We start from the raw sequence: 16708 nt of genomic DNA, 5'->3' as shown, positions 1-16708 counted from the left end.
AAATACTAAATTCCATTGAAGCCATTACTACCTATGAAGAATTTAATCGATGGAAAGTGGGTAGATTCGTCAAGTGGAAAAACACTGGATGATCTGAACCCTGCAACAGGCATGAAAATTGATACATTTCCAGCTGCAACAAAAGATGATGTGAGTAGAGCCATAGACGCGGCAGAAGGAACATTCTGGAAGTGGAATGATCTTGGCTCGAAGGAGAGAGGACGAATAGTCAGGAAGGCTGGAGACCTAATACAGGCTAAGAGGAAAGAACTGGAAGATCTGCTGGTCAGGGAATGCGGAAAGATAAGACCACAGGCCCAGGAAGAGGTAAATGGTGTTCTTGACCAGATTTATTACTACGCTGAATTTGAAAGAAAGATCAACGGCGATCTTGTAGAGGGCGACTCAAGCACTAGAAAAATATTCCAGTATAAGGTGCCAAGGGGAGTTGTAGTTGCACTCACACCATGGAACTTTCCCGCAGCAATGGTAGCCAGAAAGCTTGCCCCAGCCCTCATGACAGGTAATTCGGTTGTTCTGAAGCCAAGCAGTGACACACCATTAATTGCAGAATGGATAGTAAGGAAATTCCAGGAAGCAGGCATTCCTGATGGAGTTCTTAACTTTGTCACTGGAAAAGGTTCCGAAATAGGGGATTTCATAGTTTCACACAAGAAGGTAGCTCTGGTCACACTTACAGGTTCAACAGGAACCGGTCAGAGAATTATACAGCAATCATCGGCTAATATGTCAAAGCTTATGCTCGAACTCGGTGGTAAAGCACCTTTTATTGTCTGGAATGACGCAGATATGGAAAAGGCACTTACGACTTTAGTATGGGCTAAATTCTGGAATGCTGGTCAGTCATGTATAGCTGCTGAGAGACTTTACATCCATGAGGATATAGCTGATAAATTTGAGGAGAAATTCATTTCAATGACAAAAGGTATAAAGGTCGGTGATCCAGAAACAGCACAGATGGGTCCACTTATCAACCATGATGCACAGAAAAACATGGAAAATGTCATAGCTGAATCGGAAAAGGAGAATCTGAAAATATTATCAGGTGGAAGGAAGCCAGATCTTAAGGGAGAGTTTAACAAAGGATTCTTCTTTGAACCAACACTAATAGACAATGTTCCTCAGAAGTCATCAATATTTCAGGATGAGATATTCGGTCCCGTGCTAGGAATTCATCGAGTAAATGACTGGGATGAAACTATAAAGATGGCAAACGATTCGCAATTCGGGCTTGCTTCCTATCTATTCACAGAAGATAACAAGAGGATATACCAGGCATCCGAGGCCATAAGATTTGGAGAACTATACGTAAATATGCCTGGACCAGAATCATCTCAGGGATACCACACCGGGTTCAGAATGACCGGTCTTGCCGGTGAGGGTAGTAAATACGGCATAGGAGAGTATTTGCAACTCAAAAATGTGTATGTGGATTACTCAAGAGATAAGCTGAAATTGGGAAGCATTCCAGGCTTCTAATTCATTTATTTAAATTCAATTAATACGGACGCATTCTCATCAAGAAGAAGTGGAAGAATCCATCCATATATACCATAATTTATGCTATCAACATCTTCTGAAATTTTATGCAATTCTGGAGCCTTTTTCACCGCAACGGTGAACATATCCTTCCTGAAAACGATTAGCTTCTTTCCAGATAGGTTTGGATTGAGCCTTATTCTATGCAGAATCCTGCGCACTGATTTGTAAAGATTTTCGTTACCATTCATCACTGTCATGAGAATCTCATACACACTGAAGGAAACTTGTGTCTCCAGATCAGAGTCAAAATTGTGATCGGATAGAATTTTAAGGGCTTTCAGAACAGAGGAAATAATTCCAGAGGCATCTGATTTTTCGCTCCTGATCTTTGTTGATCTGTTTGTAAGAGAAATTTTTGAATCTTCATAGATGTATTTCTCTATTATTGATCTATATTCATCTTCCTGCTTCCTGATCAGGAGGTTTCTGTAAATTTCCTTCATTCCTTTTTCAAGCTTGAATTCCATGGATATCTTCTCAAATGGCGCAATTGTTTCCTTATTTCCCGGAAGGAGCACTCCACTTTCGTCCCACCTTATTGTTCTTAGACCTTCCATCAGATATTCACCCGATGTTTTTTCTTTTTCACTGTCCGGGGAAATATTTCTCTTATTAGAATCCATTTTCAGGAATGCTGGCTGGCTTCCAAGAAGGCCAGAAGCCTCATTCCATCCTGCATCGATCCTGTCAAAATCCTGAGGTTCATATTCGTGAAGCAGCCTAAGGAATTCCCCAAAATGTGTTACTTCCTCCTTTGCTATATCTTCATGCACCTTCTTAAACGGTCCTTCTGGCATTAACCTGGACTGCTGGAGATAAAAATTAATGGCATCAAGCTCTGCAGCAAGGGCCAGTCTTATTGATCTGCTAATTTCTTCATTGTCAAACTTTTCCTTTCTAACAAGTTCACTTGGATCTTTTGAAAACATGATATTCTATTTCCATGACGTATATATAATTATCAGTCTCAGTTTTTTACATCAATAGTTTGGAAATGTTATTATCCAAATTTTTCATGGCAATCTTAATGTATCATATTTTTAAGGGTCAGAAGGACATATTGAAATTTCAGGTTGGAAACGGAGAGGAATTCATAGAAACAGGATTCCTTAAGGAGAATGAGGTCGAAGGTTCTCCCTCTTTTCAGTTAAGGGAAGAGGATGGAGGAACAAGAATTATAGTGCCTATTCTGGAGAGTGACCATATACTGGGGCTTGGAGAAAAGGCATTTCCTGTAGAAAGGAAGAGAACAACTGGAAAGATGTGGAATTATGATAGTTATAACTATTATCTTGGATATGATCCCTTATATGTATCAATACCATTTTTCATGAAAACTGGAATAAATGAAACCATTGGGTACTTCATAAATTATACAGGTGAAATCAATTTTGATTTTGGAGTAACCGATTATACGAACATAATAATTGATGTAAAATCTGAAAACTTTTCCTTTTATGTCCTGAATGGAGAAACACCAGAAGTTGTATTGCAGAAATACACTGACCTTACAGGAAAGCCGTTTCATATCCCGGAATGGGCTTTAGAACACCAGATATCTAAATATTCATACTATCCAGAGGAAAGGGTGGAGGAAGTTGTAGAAAATTATCAAAAGGCATTTGGACCTTATGCCGTAGGTTCAGTTTATCTGGATATTGATTATATGGATGAATACAACATTTTTACAGAGGATAAAAATAAATTTCCAGGAATGAAAGAAATGATTGAAAGACTACATGGCAAAAATGTCAGGGTAATTCCCATAATAGATCCTGGGCTTAAGGCAGACCAAAAAAGTGAAATATTCAGGAAAGGCCTCGGATCATATATAGAAACTTCCAGAGGTGAGATATATACTGGAGATGTATGGCCCGGTAAATGCGTATTTCCAGATTTTTTCAAGAAGGAGGGTGGAGATTTCTGGTTCGACGAGATGTCTAAATTTCTTTCTAAGGGCTATGATGGTGTCTGGCTTGACATGAACGAACCTTCAGTTCATAATGTTGAATCAAGAACAGTAGAACCTGATGCTGTTCACGAAGTGAATGGAAAGATGGTGAAACATTCCGAAGTACATAATGCATATGCACTGAAGGAGGCTGAATATACTTATAAAGCGATGAAGCCCGGAAAAAGTTATATCCTGTCCAGATCTGGATTTGCAGGTATACAGAAATATGCTGCCATATGGAGTGGAGATGGGCTATCAACATTTGAAAATATGGGTCTTCAGATTCCAATTCTTACTTCTTTGAGCATATCAGGGGTTCCATACGTAGGTTGCGATCTTGGAGGATTTTCAGGGTATTCTAGTCCTGAACTAATTTTGAGATTTTACCAAATGGCCCTCTTTTTCCCAGTATACAGGAATCACAAGGTGAAGATGGGGAATGATCAGGAACTGTATGTCTTTGACAGTTATTACCGAAAAAGATTCAGTGATTTACTAAATATAAGACATAATTTTGTTCCCTATCTTTACTGGAAATGTGTTGAATCTGAGAAATTTGGCACCCCTGTTATAAGGCCGCTTGCCTTCAACTTTCCGAAAGAAGATGGCATATTCACAATCGATGATGAGTACATGGTTGGAGATGAGCTTTTACTTGCGCCTATTGTTGTTCAGTCTCAGGAAAACAGGGAGCTTTACCTGCCAGATGGTATGTGGTACGATTATGAATCATCTGATATATACATGGGACATAGAAGAATAAGATCAACAGGAGACCTTCCTTTATACCAGAAGAAGAATTCAGTTATAATAGTCGGACAAAAAATCTACTATTTTGGGAATGTTGAAAGGGAAGTATACTTTGGAAACAAATGGCACAGGTTCAAATCAGTGAATGGAACGGTAGAAATAGATGGAAAAGAAGATAGCGAAAAGATTGCAATCAACATTGAAATGAAAAAACCTCTCTTGAAAGATCTGATTTCCTAGTTTATTGATTTCCTGTCTTCTATTTTCGCTCCTCCCAGAAGACCAACTATAACTCCAACTTCTGTAAAGGTCATTAGAAACATAACCCTGAAATTATTTTGCGTTACAAGGAGAGAAGCAACTATCCCAAGAACTGCTCCGATAACTGCCCCCAAAAGAGCAAAAAGAAATACCTTTCCCATATCCATTTTTGGTTATTACATAGTTCTATTAATGAATTGGGATTATAATGCCTGATCCACTTCCAGATTTCAGTCAACAACGTAAACTGTAATGAAATAGTATAAATGCAATTTCAGATTACAGGATTCGATATTTTCTGGAGGATATAAGTAAATATGTTCGCGTTAAGTGAAGAAAGCATTATCAATATAATAAGAGGTTTCAAAATACAATTCTACGTTTTTCTTATATTTACTATATTTCTAATGGTGCTAAGAGCAGTAAGAGCAAAGGTTGGGAAAACCTATTCAAGAAAGATAGTTATTTACCCTTTGATCTATCTTCTTCTTACATTATATTCATCCATCACCCTAACACTGTTTGAATTCGAATTTTCAATGATAATATACCTCTTTGGTTTTATTATTGGTTTTATTATCGGTGATCTCTCTCAAATAGTAAGAAGAAAGGGAAATGAAATATACCAGTCATCAGCAGGGGTAGCCATCGCATGGTCATTCCTTTTCCTGGTAAAATGGTATTCCTATCTCTACGAACCACATTTTCCAACCTTTGTTGACCCTGTAATTACAATTACATTTACCTTTCTAGCTGGAATAATTCTGGGAGAAGCCTTTGGAATAATGGTTAAACATTTCAGGACAAAATAATATGATCCTATAGAGAGGAAATTGAAACAGAGTATCCAAACTCCCACTCCTCTCCTGGTTTTAATATCTTCAGCATATTCCCGGTTTGGAACGAATTAACTTCTGATGCCATTGGTTCTATGGCAACAGATATGGAATCGCTGAATTTTCCATCATACACCATGAAGAATTCAGAATTTGTTCTTTTTACATCATACACAAAATAATCTCCCCTTAGCTGTATGTCCCCAGAATACCTGAAACAGTCATCGTAAACATGTGACTCCTTTTTATAAAAATGACGGTAAAATTCAGAATAATTTCCAGAAGGAAAATACTGATCAATCTTCAGTGATTTTAGTGGCCTCGATTTCAGTAAGATTTCCCAGTTTGATCCTGTTACAAAATAGGGATGAAAGCCAGGGCTCAATGGTACTGTGGTATTATGATTGTTGAAAAACCTTGCATTCTCCCTGAAACCATCATTACTAATTTCAATAACAACTGTAACATCCACATCAAATGGATAGGATTCATCCTCCAGGTTCATTTTCATTTGAACAGAATTTTCGCTTTGATCAATTATGTCCCACTGTCGATCCTTGGCAAATCCATGAATTGAGTTCCCATCCAGATATTTTTTAAATTCATAGGATTTTCCAAGCCATTCATATTTCCCACCCTTTATTCTGTTTGCGTACGGAAATAGTGGTGCGCATCCCCCATGGGTTTTATGTCCATCCTGAGTTCTTTTTATGATTTCATTTTCCCTGAACTCAACACCTTCAATATAGCATCCATTACTGTCAATATCTGCCCTAATTGATTCATTATTCAGTGTTATCTTCATCGTTTCCATCCTGAATGAATCTTATAACCTTAAGATTTGGCTCAGTTCTCTTCAGAATTTCATGAAATGCCTTTCCAGAGTTTAAGGATTCATTGCAAAGCTGTATAGTTTCTTCAAGGGAAAGCAGTTTCCTAGTTCCATCTCTTCTTATTATGAGGGCCTTGCCAAGCTGGGAACAATCAATTCCCATCTTTTATCTCCTCTACCAAAAGATTGAGTCCATTTACGTCCTTTATGCTAACTCTGTCTCCCACTTCCGGTCTGTGTTCCCCAACATATTTTGCATTCCAGTTCTGCCCATCAACCCTCACGACCATATTTGTTCCGTTATCTCTCACTACCCGTCCAATCTTGCCAATCATGCTTTTAGTACCGGTAACTGCCCTTCCTCCCCTTGGGTACCATAAAACAAGTCTGTAGAACCATGCACCTAAAAAGAAAAAAACAATTGCAACAAGTAATATTGATATGTAAAACAGGTCGTCGCTTATCATATATTGAGATAGAATTGTAACTAATTAATATTTAGTAAGATTTCTCACCATTCAATTCTTTCTGAGTTTATTTTGAGGTTCTATTACGAGACTCAATCCTTTCACAGAAATTATCTTCACCTTTGCACCAACTGGGGGTCTGTCTACACTCTGGTACTTTGCATTCCAGTTCTGCCCATCAACCCTTACAATCATATTTGTGCCGTTATCCCTTACGATCTGGCCTATTTGTCCGATTAAACTCTTTGTTCCAGTAACAGACTTACCACCTCTGGGAAACCACGAAACTATCTGGTAAAACCATGCACCAAGGAAGAAAAATCCTATAGCAGCAAGCAGCATGGATAGGTAATATACACCGTTAGAGATCGTAAGTAAGCATTGCTATTTCATTATTTAATTTTATTTATACTGAAACGATTATCGTGTGTTTATTTATCTATCTTCTTAGCATCATTATCTTTTCCTGTATAGGGTTCCCTGTAAAGCATGCTCATGACTCCGCCTATTACAACCAATATGAAGCCTATTAGCAAACCCCCTTCACTTCCCGGAAGTGAAATTATTCCCATCAGGATACCAAGCCCACCCATTGATCTATGGAGATATACCCTTCTAAACATGACCACTGATGCTACAATTTCAAGTATAGGAGCAATAACATCAGTCAGAATCTCAAAGATTGCATTATCCGCTTTCAGGAAGCTTCCATTTTGAATTGAAAGATAAAGAATAGATAAAGAAATCACAAATGTTATAAATGCACCTATAAACATTACAGTAGCTGCATCTCTATTTTCCCTGAAATATGAGGAAAACTTCAGAAGAGCCCTTCCAGCCTTTTTAGCCCGTTCGCTTGCCATTCTAGTTCTTCTGCTTTTTCAATCTGTTAAGTATGAGAAAGAAGTCCTCAACAGTGTTGACATTATATGCCTGCTTTTCAGAAACATCAAAGGACTGGAACTCCTCACTTTTTACATCATCAGGAGGGGAGAAAAATATACTCACACCACAGAAAAGTCCCTCGATTAACATTGATACAATACCCTTCCCACTTTTCTTTGCAAAGGAGATAAAGCTGTTAACAACTTCCTGATCTGAAAAGTAAATGTCACCCGGAATAACCATTATAGGGTATGTATTTATCTTTTTCAGAACTTTTCCAAGATCTTCTGAATATCCGTTACCTGATGTCTTGATTATTTCTAACTTTTCAGAATAGTATTTTTCAGTGATCTCTGTATTCGGAGTGACTGCAAGATAAACAGGCTTCGCCACTTCTTCAAGAAATTTGAGGTTCCTTCCTATCAGGGTTTCACCTCTAATCATCAGTAAACCTTTATCAGGCATATTCATTCTAGATCCAGTGCCACCGGACATGATCACCAGCGGCAACTTTCCATCATTTTTTTCCATATGTAAACATCCATGTAACCTTTTTGACCATTAATGTTTCGCAGAGTTTTCGCATACTTTCTCTGTCAACTGTTTCTGATTCATTCAGTGGCCTTACAAGTGCATATAATGTTACAGTATATTTATGCGTTTTCTTTCCGGGGGGGCATGGACCTCCATATCCATTTTTTCCAAAGTCATTTTTTAACTGTATCCAGCCCTCATCTGTCTTTTCGGCAATAGGAACATTTTCGTGAATTGTGCCAACAGATGACTGAATATTTCTCATGCACCAGTGATTGAATGATTTTCTTGGTGCATCTGGATCATCCATGAATAGGACAATTTCCTTTGTGGACGATGGAGCATCCTTCCATTTGATTTCAGGAGAGATATTCTGTCCACTGCAAGTGTATTTTTCAGAAATTTCGTCCCCGTACTTAATAGTGTCAACGTGCATTTCAAAAGACATGGGTTCTGTATACTGTAAGTGTTTAATATTTTTTAGATTTATTCTGGTTACTTTAGATTTATATCCTTATGCTTTCATAGCCTTCAGTTTTAACCTAATATTGATAACTTAAATAAGAAAAACTAAGATTTAGAAGGAACCACATCTAATCTGCACCATAGATTAGTTAAGCAATTCAATCCAGTTTTTCAGGAATTTTTTCATAATTGAATTTCTCGAATATGCTGATTTCCTCAAGATTAAGGGACTTCATATTCTCTATCTCATTTGAGTCTGGCCTGAACGGAACCACCAGGCAATATGGTGATTCTACCTTCCTATTGCCCATCCCATCTAGAGTGGAAGTAAAAATATGTTCATCGTTCCAGCCCACTCTCTGAAGAATCAGTACCGGGATAGATTGAAGTTCACGATAACCTGTTTTTTCTATCATCACTTTGACAATATGATGAACTCTCACAATATCTAAATTCTTTCCATTTTTCAAATCAATCAATATAATTGTGTGAAGCCTATTCCTGAGATTTCTGACTATATTTTGTAGCGGGCTGACGGGGATAAAATTTTCATATATTTCTGGTAATGAAACAGTTATTCCTGTACGGTAGGATGATAGTCCCGTTCTACCTGCAACTGCACCAGTAATGGATGCATTTTCAAATATCCTCCATTTGATATTATTAATCTTGCAGTAACTAATTATAGAGAAATGAGTTGTTGAAGTCATAGGATCGCCAGATACTATGAGTGAAACAGTTCCACTTCCTTCTTTTATAAATGAAAAGCTTTCAACATCCTCTCTCTTAAGCAAAATTATGGGTTTTGAAATGCTCTTCTCCAGATCTTCCCTGAAACTCTCTGGAAATATTGAGGTATAATCATCAATGAAAATATGGTCTGATCTACCAAGAATATCCATCTCTATAATGGTCAGGCTACCGATCCCGCGAAGACCGGAACCGATTATGTTTAAGTTTTCAGTGCTCAATCTCTTCCTGAAGTCTCACAAGCTCATTTAATTTTGCCAGTCTTTCCCCTCCTATGGTTCCACTTTTTATGAATGTGGAGGAGAATGCAAGGGATAGATGTGCAATGAAATCATCAGTGGTTTCCCCACTCCTGTGGGAGATCACATTTTCCATTGATGCTGAAGTTGCAGTTTTGACTGCGTCCCATGTATCTGTGAGTGTTCCTATTTGATTAACCTTGATAAGCACACCGTTTGTAGCCTTTGTTTCTATACCTTTCCTTATCCTGCTTGCATTGGTTGTGTATAGATCGTCTCCTACTATGAGAGCATTCTTCCCAACTGCTTTTGTAATTTCTGCATGTCCTTCGAAATCAGCCTCATCCATTGGATCTTCCATATAATAAAATCCATAATTTTTGTGAGCGTCAATAATGTACTGTATCTGTTCTCCCTGATCCCTCTTCTTTTCCTTGTATACATATTTTCCTTTCTCATAAAAACTTGAAGCAGCGGCATCAAATCCAAGATAAACCTTCACCTTTTTCTCTTTAGATATCTCATTGGCTGAATCTTTCAGCAACTGCATTGCCTGTTCATCACTTATTGATAAAACCCATGCCCTTTCATCTCCTACTCCAATACTTACATTCTTCATAATGTCCTTTGCTTTCTGACCAATTCTCTTGTGGACAAGAGCATTAACCTCTATGGCCGCTAGAAATGAGGAGGAGTCATTGGAGACTAAAAACTCCTGAAATGTCGTCCCGTTAATTGCATGTTTTCCACCACCAATTACATTTCCAATTGGTTTTGGTGCTTTCATTCGGAAATTACCTCCGGCATATCTGTACAGAGGAATCCCAAGTTCTTTAGAAACAGCCTTTGCCAGGGCAATGGATAGTGCCGTGGAAACATTACCTCCCATTGATGAGAAGTTTTCAGTGCCATCGATATTTTTCAAAAGATTATCAAACCCAGTTTGATTAAATCCATTGAATCCCTTCAGCGACTCCCTCACATTTCTTTCAAAGAAATTGAGACTTTCTTCTGCCCTTCCATCCCTGAACGGAATTACCTCTGTGGCTCCCGTACTCGCCCCTGCAGGTGCAGAACATATTCCTTCTGCACCCGAATTTAAAATTACCGTAGCTTCAACTGTTTTATTTCCTCTGGAATCGAGAATTATTCTAAGCGAAGTCCCTTTAATATCGAACCTTTCATCCATAAACATGAGAGAAAGACAGTGCTATTATAATTTTTCCTTAAGTCCGTCCTTATACCTCTTGCAGAAAGAAGTATAATTGTATTTGTAGTCAGCCCAAAGTGCTTTGTAATCTTCTGAAACATCCTTTATTACCTTAGCTGGAACACCTCCTGCTATTTTCTCTGGTTCAATTGTCTGTCTCGTCTTAACGAGTGCGTGTTCGGCTATAACCGCCCACTTTCCAACCTTTGCAAAATCGGTTACAGTAGAATGCATTCCTATTACAGCATAGTCCTCTATGGTCGCAGTATGGATAACACACGAGTGACCCAGTGTTACATGTTCTCCGATGGTAGTCACCTCTCCTGGTCTGGCATGAATCACCACATTATCTTCCACTGCCGTTCCATTTCCTATAATGATCTTTCCATAATCTCCCCTTATCACCGCACCAGGACCAACCCATACTTCTCCCTTAATTGTAACATCACCAATCACCGTAGCGTTTGGGGAAATATATGATTCCGGCGAGATGTTTGGTATTCTTCCCTCAAAAGTGTAAACTGTCATCTAACGCAATTTCTTCTGCACTTAATTTTTTTGCTATGCTTAATATCCCCTCACCAACAAGATCGGCATTTTCAATTCCATTCTTCACTATTTCATATGATGTTGCATTTCCGCATTTTACAGCATCAACGATACTTAGTCCGTTCTTCAATCCATAATAGAAACCTGCTCTGAAAGAATCTCCAGCCCCAAGAGTATTGCCCCCTTCCACAACCTCATCAAAGGGATATACATGCGTATTCCTGTCACCGTAGACATAAGCGCCTTTTGATCCTGCAGTCATTATGACTGTGTGCTTTTTGCCAGCATAATCCTTTAGATCAAATTCTGATGTTTTAAACATGAATTTTATTTCTTCCTCGTTTCCCATTATGAATTCACATTTTTCAAGGAAGTATCCAAGTTCTTTTTTTCCATATTTGAAGAATACTTCCTGTGATGGATCAAAAGAAAGAGAGTCAAACATGGCATTTTCAATCATCTGCACATTCAGTTCCGGATTTCCAGTTCCAAGATGCAGATGTTCATACTTTTCATCAAGAATATTATATTTTTCATATTTCATTGGTCCTTCTGCGAGGAAATATTTCTGTTTTTCTCCATCGTTGACTGCATAGCAGACTGGTCCATAACTTTCATCAGTTATCTTTATGCCACTTAGATCTATATTCAGTTCATTCAATTTCTTTATGTAGTTCCCGTGACTTACCTTCGAGACTATTGAATACAATCTGAATCTCATTCCAAGTTTAGAGGCAACAATTGCAAAATTTCCTGCAGTGCCACCAAAGGTTTCCTTTACCTCACTGACTGGCAGGGTAACATTGTCATTTATCTTGTCAACCTTGAGCACAACATCAAGGTTGATATGTCCAGTATATGCAAGAAATTTATTTACTGTCATTTATGTATCAGCTCAAGTTCAACCATAGTCATTTCAAAATAAAATGTCTTTCCCTCATCTGATAAATTTGTGTATGGAATACTGGTGATCCCTTTCAAATCATCTATGAAATGTCTATCGTGATCTTCATAAATTATGTAAGACCTCATGTCATCATGTTTGTATCCACCAATTTCCTTTGCCCTTTCTAAATTTGTTTCTCCAGTAATTAGGCATAAAAAATACATTCCTCTATCTCTTACTCTGGTTTTTGGAAATTTCTCCGATCTTTTCCAGGCCTCTACCAGAGCTGGCTTCCCTATTTTTTTATTAAAAAATGAATGATTGAAATTTAGGTTCTGATCTATTTCTCTGATTGATCTGGAATCAGAGACAAGTTCCACAACTTCAGGCGGCACTTGTTCCGGTCCTTCCTTTCTTTGAAGGTGAAATTGTACTTGGTGGTTTGAGGAGTTCTGCTATTCGCTCAAACAGTAACTTCTTTTCGTCTGATTTTTCCAGAGCTTCATCAAGAACTTCTTCAATAGTGGACACTGGTATTATCTTTATCTTATCGGTGTATTTCTGATCCAGAATTATATCACCAAAGTTAGATGCTGGTACGATCACTTCATCCAGTCCAGCGTCGATAGCTGCCTCTACCTTTGCAGTAACGCCTCCGACAGGGAGAACATTGCCCCTTACACTTAAAGAACCTGTCATTGCAAGATTCTGCTTTATAGGTATCTCCTCTATTGCAGATATTACTGCGGTTGCGATTGAAACGCTTGCACTATCACCCTCTACTCCTTCGTATGTTCCAATGAACTGGATATGAATATCCAAGTCGGAGAGATCCTTACCACTTATCTTTTTGAAAACTGCGGAAACATTTTGCACGGCTTCTTTTGCAATATCTCCAAGTTTTCCAGTTGCAAAAACACTTCCGTGTCCCTTTGTCTGTGAGGGTGTGATTTCCGCAACTATGGGCATTACAACTCCAGTATACTCTGCCATTCCAGAGTTGGCGCCCATAACAGCTAGACCATTAACCGTTCCAACTTCTGCCCCTTTATTGTGGAATGTCTTGTAGAGCCTTTTTATTTCCAGTGATCTATCTGCAATTTGCTGCTCTACTGGTTTACTGAATTCCTTTGCTTTGATTACATGATCTGAAGTAACAACTGAAGCCTTCTCTGAAATTGCAACATCTCCTGCAGCTCTTATCAATCCTCCAAGTTCTCTCAATCTTAAGGTAAGTTTACCCCTTCTCCCTGATCTTTTCTGAGCTTCCTTCATTATTTCGATTACGGCACTCTTATCAAAATGGGGTATCTTTTTATCCTTTACTACTTCCTGAGCAATGAATTGTAATAGCTTCTTTCTATTTTCTTCATTGTCCTCCATTGAATCCCTGACGTATACTTCGTAACCGTATCCTCTAATTCTCGATCTGAGTGCAGGATGCATTCCCTGTAGTGCATCAAGATTTCCTGCGGCAACCAGAACAAAATCACATGGAACCGGTTCAGTTTGGACCAGGGCCCCAGTACTTCTTTCACTCTGTCCAGAAATTGGAAACTTTTTCTCCTGCATTGCCGTAAGAAGAGCCTGCTGACTCTCAGGCCTCAGCAGGTTTATTTCATCAATGAATAAAACCCCCTTATCTGCCTTATGTATATTTCCCGCCTCAACCCTGTCATGGGATGGAGTTTCTAAACCTCCTGACTGGAATGGGTCGTGTCTTACGTCACCAAGAAGTGCACCAGAATGTACCCCAGTAGAATCGATGAATGGCGGTTTATCATTTGGAGTGTGTGATACTAAAATCTTTGGAATCATGGCCCTTTCTGATCTCATTGCAGGATTCATAGAGGCGAAGAAATATATCATGACAGCTACCAGAAGTGCTAGAAACACAATATAATAGTTCAGAGTTAGAATAGACAGGATCAGTCCTACAATAAATATTGAGAAAACTATGGTTATAATCATTCTTGATTTATCTTTCTTATCCTGTTCGGCTCTTATCTGGTACTGTCTTACTATCTCCTTGGCCTTGCCTGCAGGGAACGTCTTAATTTTAGGTCTATTATTATCTTCTGGATTATGGAAAACCACAATATCCTCAAGTTCCTCTTTGGGTAGAAAATCCACCATTGATTGGGCAAGCATGGACTTACCAGTACCAGGCTCACCTAACAACAATACGTGCCTTTTCTGAAGAGCTGCTTTTTTTACTACCTCCCCAGCCTCTTCTTGCCCTATCACCTGATCAAAAAGAATCTTAGGCACTTCTACATCTTTTGTAGTTTGAATGTTTTCGCTGTTTACCCAATCTTCAATAGATTCGTTATTTGCGTCCACTCTTCATTATGGAAATTTCAGTATTAAGATTTTGCTTGATTTTTTTTAAAAAATGATGCATCATACCATTATTGGAATAAATTTGTAAAATACTGGCACAGGCTATTAGTTAACTTTTATGTGCCTGTTTAGGATTTTTTTACCTTATATCCACATTCAGGGCAAAATTTGCTACCTTCGGGAATATAACTACCACATTCAGGGCAAACTTCCACTGTTTCAGCCGGTCTTGGAAGATTTGCCTTGTTGTCACGAACTATGTCTGTATCCTTATTTGAGGAACTCGGCTGATTGCCATTTCTTCCAAAGCTTATAACATTAACGTTACTTTTGTTCGATTTAGCCTTTGCCATTTCCAGTTCCCTTCTAAATCTTTCCTGGTCTTCCTGCTTCAATCTATCTTCGTGGTCTCTCTTCGAGGTGGTTGCCCAGTTCTTTATAATATCTACTATTCCCTCTGGCTTCTTTATTTCAAATTCAACAGTTTGCATGTCCCCATCTTTTCTAAATTCCACAGCAAGTTTCTTTTTTGTAAGGAGACTCATTTTTGGAACTGCCGAAGAAACATTGAGAATATCATACATTGGAATTTCAAGAAATATCTTTGAAGCCTCAGCCCTTCTTAATCTTCGCTCTCCAATTTTTTCATAAATGATTCTCTTATTAGTTACATGTAGTTTTCCATCCTCTACTCGTGCGCCATTCTGTATCATAACGCTCTTCTCTTCGAGAATTTCATTTTCATCTGGTTCAAGTACAATCATTAAAAAGACAATACGTTACATACATATATATTTATTACGAATAAACAGGACATCGGATAACAATCATCCGATATCACTGTTTGATAGACAATTTCTAACCATAATTTACAAGTTTTTAAAAATTCGAACTATTAAGTACTTTTTAAAATAACCGGTCAATGTTTTTCGAAAGGCGATGATGGATGAAGAGTTCAACTATTTCCACTAAAAAGAAACAAAAATTTATATTGCGAATTCTGCATAACTAAATATGGGATATAAGAAGGCAGTGATATCCATAATTGCAGTAGTAATTGTCACATGGATTCTTATATCTTCACTTTCATCGGTACCAGTAGTTCATTCATCCAGTCCAGGTAGTGGGTCCGGAAGTGGAGGTGGAACCGGATCAGGAAGTGGTCCCGGAAGCGGGTTAGGAAGCGGCTTTGGATTCAGTCTACCAAATTTCAACTTTAAGCTACCCAGTCTGAATCTAAATTTAGGTTCAATTTTCAAGATTCCAAATTTCCATATTAAATGGCCACAATTTAATATTACTTTACCTCCTTTGAATTTTAATTTAACGAAGGCAAATACAACTTCCTCATCCTCTGGAGGTGGAGGAGGTCATGGCGGTCGTGGTTCTTCAAGCAGTGTGAATAATAAAGTAACCGTTCTGCAGCAAATCATATTAAATCCAATATTCCTTATTATAGTTGTTATTGCAATTGCTGCAATAATGAGTGTATATGCAATAAAGTCAATGAGTGGTAAAAAGCCAAAAAAGAAGTTAAATAAAAAAGACGGAGAAGGGAAGGATTACAAAAAGTCATATGACTCTAGAAATGAAAAGAATGATGTTCTCCAGGCTGTCCCGGAAACTAAAACCTACAGTAATAGCGAGTCAAGGAACTATATTCTCAAGCTTAAGAATTTCATGGGTTGGGAGGGCAAAGGTTACATAAAACCAGAAATTCCAGAGGATATGCCCCTTATATGGGACTACGAAAGTCCATTAGATATAGATATTGAAAAAAATATGCAGATCAATTCATCAGACAGTAATTTGAATGGTAATATGACTCATGGAAAGATCAGGATGAATATTAGCAGAGGAAAAAACATGATAAAGGGCATCTGGGATGATGGAAGCGAAGAAAAGGATATAGTGGGAATTAATATCAGAGATGACGCCCAGAAACAGTTAACTGGAAATCTAGGAAACGATATTCTAAAATCACTGAAGAACAGGACTTTAAGAGAGCTGGAAAATTCAATAGATTTCCAAAACATGATCAAAAGCAAGGCTGATGCTGATAAATTGATCAGGTTATACGAACGGATATATTATGGACAAAAAAGAATTAATAGTAATGAATATTATGAATTCCTTAGGTATCTTAAAAACGCAATGAAAGATCCAAAAATGTTTATGTAGGGG

General features: G+C 38.0%; 20 protein-coding genes. 4 read left to right on the top strand and 16 right to left on the bottom strand.

Features of this window, described 5'->3' with window-relative positions; all coding sequences use genetic code 11:
• Positions 1-33: 33 nt before the first annotated feature.
• A complete protein-coding gene (locus tag CSP5_RS06145; protein WP_021788981.1) occupies positions 34-1500 on the top strand; it encodes a D-glyceraldehyde dehydrogenase in 1467 nt (488 codons plus the stop codon).
• A gap of 5 nt (positions 1501-1505) precedes the next feature.
• Here the strand turns inward: CSP5_RS06145 and CSP5_RS06140 are convergent, their stop codons facing one another.
• Positions 1506-2492, bottom strand: coding sequence for a hypothetical protein (locus tag CSP5_RS06140; RefSeq protein WP_077076422.1), 987 nt, complete (start codon positions 2490-2492; stop codon positions 1506-1508).
• Positions 2493-2590: 98 nt separating this feature from the next.
• Between CSP5_RS06140 and CSP5_RS06135 the strand changes: the two genes are divergently transcribed.
• Positions 2591-4507, top strand: a complete 1917-nt coding sequence (locus CSP5_RS06135; protein WP_172399427.1) for a glycoside hydrolase family 31 protein — start codon at positions 2591-2593, stop codon at positions 4505-4507.
• On the opposite strand, the gene CSP5_RS06130 is transcribed toward CSP5_RS06135, so the two are convergent.
• Positions 4504-4695, bottom strand: coding sequence for a hypothetical protein (locus tag CSP5_RS06130; protein WP_021788985.1), 192 nt, complete (start codon positions 4693-4695; stop codon positions 4504-4506). The two genes, CSP5_RS06135 and CSP5_RS06130, sit on opposite strands and share 4 nt — an antisense overlap.
• Before the next feature lie 240 nt (positions 4696-4935).
• Between CSP5_RS06130 and CSP5_RS06125 the strand changes: the two genes are divergently transcribed.
• On the top strand, positions 4936-5340 hold the full coding sequence (locus CSP5_RS06125) for a hypothetical protein (protein ID WP_148689924.1): 405 nt from the start codon (positions 4936-4938) through the stop codon (positions 5338-5340).
• Between the two features lie 7 nt (positions 5341-5347).
• On the opposite strand, the gene CSP5_RS06120 is transcribed toward CSP5_RS06125, so the two are convergent.
• The 14 genes from CSP5_RS06120 to CSP5_RS06055 form a co-directional block, all read right to left on the bottom strand.
• The gene (locus tag CSP5_RS06120) at positions 5348-6169 is read right to left on the bottom strand and encodes an aldose 1-epimerase (protein ID WP_172399426.1); all 822 of its coding nucleotides are present in this window, start codon (positions 6167-6169) and stop codon (positions 5348-5350) included.
• Positions 6150-6359 carry a hypothetical protein gene (locus CSP5_RS06115; RefSeq protein ID WP_148689922.1) on the bottom strand — a complete coding sequence of 70 codons (210 nt, stop codon included), beginning with the start codon at positions 6357-6359 and terminating at the stop codon, positions 6150-6152. Before CSP5_RS06115 ends, CSP5_RS06120 begins: the two co-directional genes overlap by 20 nt.
• Entirely contained in the window at positions 6349-6663 is a 315-nt protein-coding gene (locus CSP5_RS06110) for an NfeD family protein (protein WP_148689921.1), read from the bottom strand. Before CSP5_RS06110 ends, CSP5_RS06115 begins: the two co-directional genes overlap by 11 nt.
• A gap of 51 nt (positions 6664-6714) precedes the next feature.
• Positions 6715-7005: an NfeD family protein gene (locus tag CSP5_RS06105; protein ID WP_021788990.1), complete on the bottom strand. Its 291-nt coding sequence runs from the start codon at positions 7003-7005 to the stop codon at positions 6715-6717.
• A gap of 89 nt (positions 7006-7094) precedes the next feature.
• Positions 7095-7526: a DUF6114 domain-containing protein gene (locus CSP5_RS06100; RefSeq protein WP_148689920.1), complete on the bottom strand. Its 432-nt coding sequence runs from the start codon at positions 7524-7526 to the stop codon at positions 7095-7097.
• A gap of 1 nt (position 7527) precedes the next feature.
• Positions 7528-8079 (bottom strand): NTP transferase domain-containing protein, encoded by a 552-nt coding sequence (locus CSP5_RS06095; protein ID WP_148689919.1) that lies wholly within the window; start codon positions 8077-8079, stop codon positions 7528-7530.
• Positions 8066-8530, bottom strand: coding sequence for a YbhB/YbcL family Raf kinase inhibitor-like protein (locus tag CSP5_RS06090; protein ID WP_148689918.1), 465 nt, complete (start codon positions 8528-8530; stop codon positions 8066-8068). The genes CSP5_RS06095 and CSP5_RS06090 overlap by 14 nt, the downstream gene beginning before the upstream one ends.
• Before the next feature lie 175 nt (positions 8531-8705).
• Positions 8706-9518: a diphthine synthase gene (dph5, locus tag CSP5_RS06085; protein WP_148689917.1), complete on the bottom strand. Its 813-nt coding sequence runs from the start codon at positions 9516-9518 to the stop codon at positions 8706-8708.
• Complete coding sequence (eno, locus tag CSP5_RS06080; RefSeq protein WP_148689916.1) at positions 9508-10725, bottom strand: phosphopyruvate hydratase; 1218 nt, start codon at positions 10723-10725, stop codon at positions 9508-9510. Before eno ends, dph5 begins: the two co-directional genes overlap by 11 nt.
• Positions 10726-10749: 24 nt before the next feature.
• Positions 10750-11274 carry a gamma carbonic anhydrase family protein gene (locus tag CSP5_RS06075; RefSeq protein ID WP_148689915.1) on the bottom strand — a complete coding sequence of 175 codons (525 nt, stop codon included), beginning with the start codon at positions 11272-11274 and terminating at the stop codon, positions 10750-10752.
• Positions 11255-12178, bottom strand: coding sequence for a PfkB family carbohydrate kinase (locus tag CSP5_RS06070; protein WP_148689914.1), 924 nt, complete (start codon positions 12176-12178; stop codon positions 11255-11257). The genes CSP5_RS06075 and CSP5_RS06070 overlap by 20 nt, the downstream gene beginning before the upstream one ends.
• Positions 12175-12576, bottom strand: coding sequence for a hypothetical protein (locus CSP5_RS06065; protein WP_148689913.1), 402 nt, complete (start codon positions 12574-12576; stop codon positions 12175-12177). Before CSP5_RS06065 ends, CSP5_RS06070 begins: the two co-directional genes overlap by 4 nt.
• Complete coding sequence (lonB, locus tag CSP5_RS06060) at positions 12566-14524, bottom strand: ATP-dependent protease LonB (protein ID WP_148689912.1); 1959 nt, start codon at positions 14522-14524, stop codon at positions 12566-12568. The genes CSP5_RS06065 and lonB overlap by 11 nt, the downstream gene beginning before the upstream one ends.
• 128 nt (positions 14525-14652) lie before the next feature.
• Positions 14653-15288: a zinc-ribbon domain-containing protein gene (locus CSP5_RS06055; RefSeq protein WP_148689911.1), complete on the bottom strand. Its 636-nt coding sequence runs from the start codon at positions 15286-15288 to the stop codon at positions 14653-14655.
• Between the two features lie 250 nt (positions 15289-15538).
• On the opposite strand from CSP5_RS06055, the gene CSP5_RS06050 reads away from it, so the two are divergent.
• Entirely contained in the window at positions 15539-16705 is a 1167-nt protein-coding gene (locus CSP5_RS06050; RefSeq protein ID WP_148689910.1) for a hypothetical protein, read from the top strand.
• Positions 16706-16708 lie beyond the last annotated feature (3 nt).

It is taken from the genome of Cuniculiplasma divulgatum (assembly GCF_900083515.1).
GTDB classification, from domain to species: Archaea; Thermoplasmatota; Thermoplasmata; order Thermoplasmatales; family Thermoplasmataceae; genus Cuniculiplasma; species Cuniculiplasma divulgatum.
Note: the sequence above shows the minus strand (reverse complement) of the source record. Positions and strands in the feature narration are given on the sequence as shown.

Excerpts from the sequence above, each read along its gene's own strand:
- CSP5_RS06145 (WP_021788981.1), top strand. The coding sequence starts at position 34 with ATGAAGAATTTAATCGATGGAAAGTGGGTAGATTCGTCAAGTGGAAAA.
- CSP5_RS06140 (WP_077076422.1), bottom strand. The coding sequence starts at position 2,492 with ATGTTTTCAAAAGATCCAAGTGAACTTGTTAGAAAGGAAAAGTTTGAC.
- CSP5_RS06135 (WP_172399427.1), top strand. The coding sequence starts at position 2,591 with ATGTATCATATTTTTAAGGGTCAGAAGGACATATTGAAATTTCAGGTT.
- CSP5_RS06130 (WP_021788985.1), bottom strand. The coding sequence starts at position 4,695 with ATGGATATGGGAAAGGTATTTCTTTTTGCTCTTTTGGGGGCAGTTATC.
- CSP5_RS06125 (WP_148689924.1), top strand. The coding sequence starts at position 4,936 with ATGGTGCTAAGAGCAGTAAGAGCAAAGGTTGGGAAAACCTATTCAAGA.
- CSP5_RS06120 (WP_172399426.1), bottom strand. The coding sequence starts at position 6,169 with ATGAAGATAACACTGAATAATGAATCAATTAGGGCAGATATTGACAGT.
- CSP5_RS06115 (WP_148689922.1), bottom strand. The coding sequence starts at position 6,359 with ATGGGAATTGATTGTTCCCAGCTTGGCAAGGCCCTCATAATAAGAAGA.
- CSP5_RS06110 (WP_148689921.1), bottom strand. The coding sequence starts at position 6,663 with ATGATAAGCGACGACCTGTTTTACATATCAATATTACTTGTTGCAATT.
- CSP5_RS06105 (WP_021788990.1), bottom strand. The coding sequence starts at position 7,005 with ATGCTGCTTGCTGCTATAGGATTTTTCTTCCTTGGTGCATGGTTTTAC.
- CSP5_RS06100 (WP_148689920.1), bottom strand. The coding sequence starts at position 7,526 with ATGGCAAGCGAACGGGCTAAAAAGGCTGGAAGGGCTCTTCTGAAGTTT.
- CSP5_RS06095 (WP_148689919.1), bottom strand. The coding sequence starts at position 8,079 with ATGGAAAAAAATGATGGAAAGTTGCCGCTGGTGATCATGTCCGGTGGC.
- CSP5_RS06090 (WP_148689918.1), bottom strand. The coding sequence starts at position 8,530 with ATGTCTTTTGAAATGCACGTTGACACTATTAAGTACGGGGACGAAATT.
- eno (WP_148689916.1), bottom strand. The coding sequence starts at position 10,725 with ATGGATGAAAGGTTCGATATTAAAGGGACTTCGCTTAGAATAATTCTC.
- CSP5_RS06075 (WP_148689915.1), bottom strand. The coding sequence starts at position 11,274 with ATGACAGTTTACACTTTTGAGGGAAGAATACCAAACATCTCGCCGGAA.
- CSP5_RS06070 (WP_148689914.1), bottom strand. The coding sequence starts at position 12,178 with ATGACAGTAAATAAATTTCTTGCATATACTGGACATATCAACCTTGAT.
- CSP5_RS06055 (WP_148689911.1), bottom strand. The coding sequence starts at position 15,288 with ATGATTGTACTTGAACCAGATGAAAATGAAATTCTCGAAGAGAAGAGC.
- CSP5_RS06050 (WP_148689910.1), top strand. The coding sequence starts at position 15,539 with ATGGGATATAAGAAGGCAGTGATATCCATAATTGCAGTAGTAATTGTC.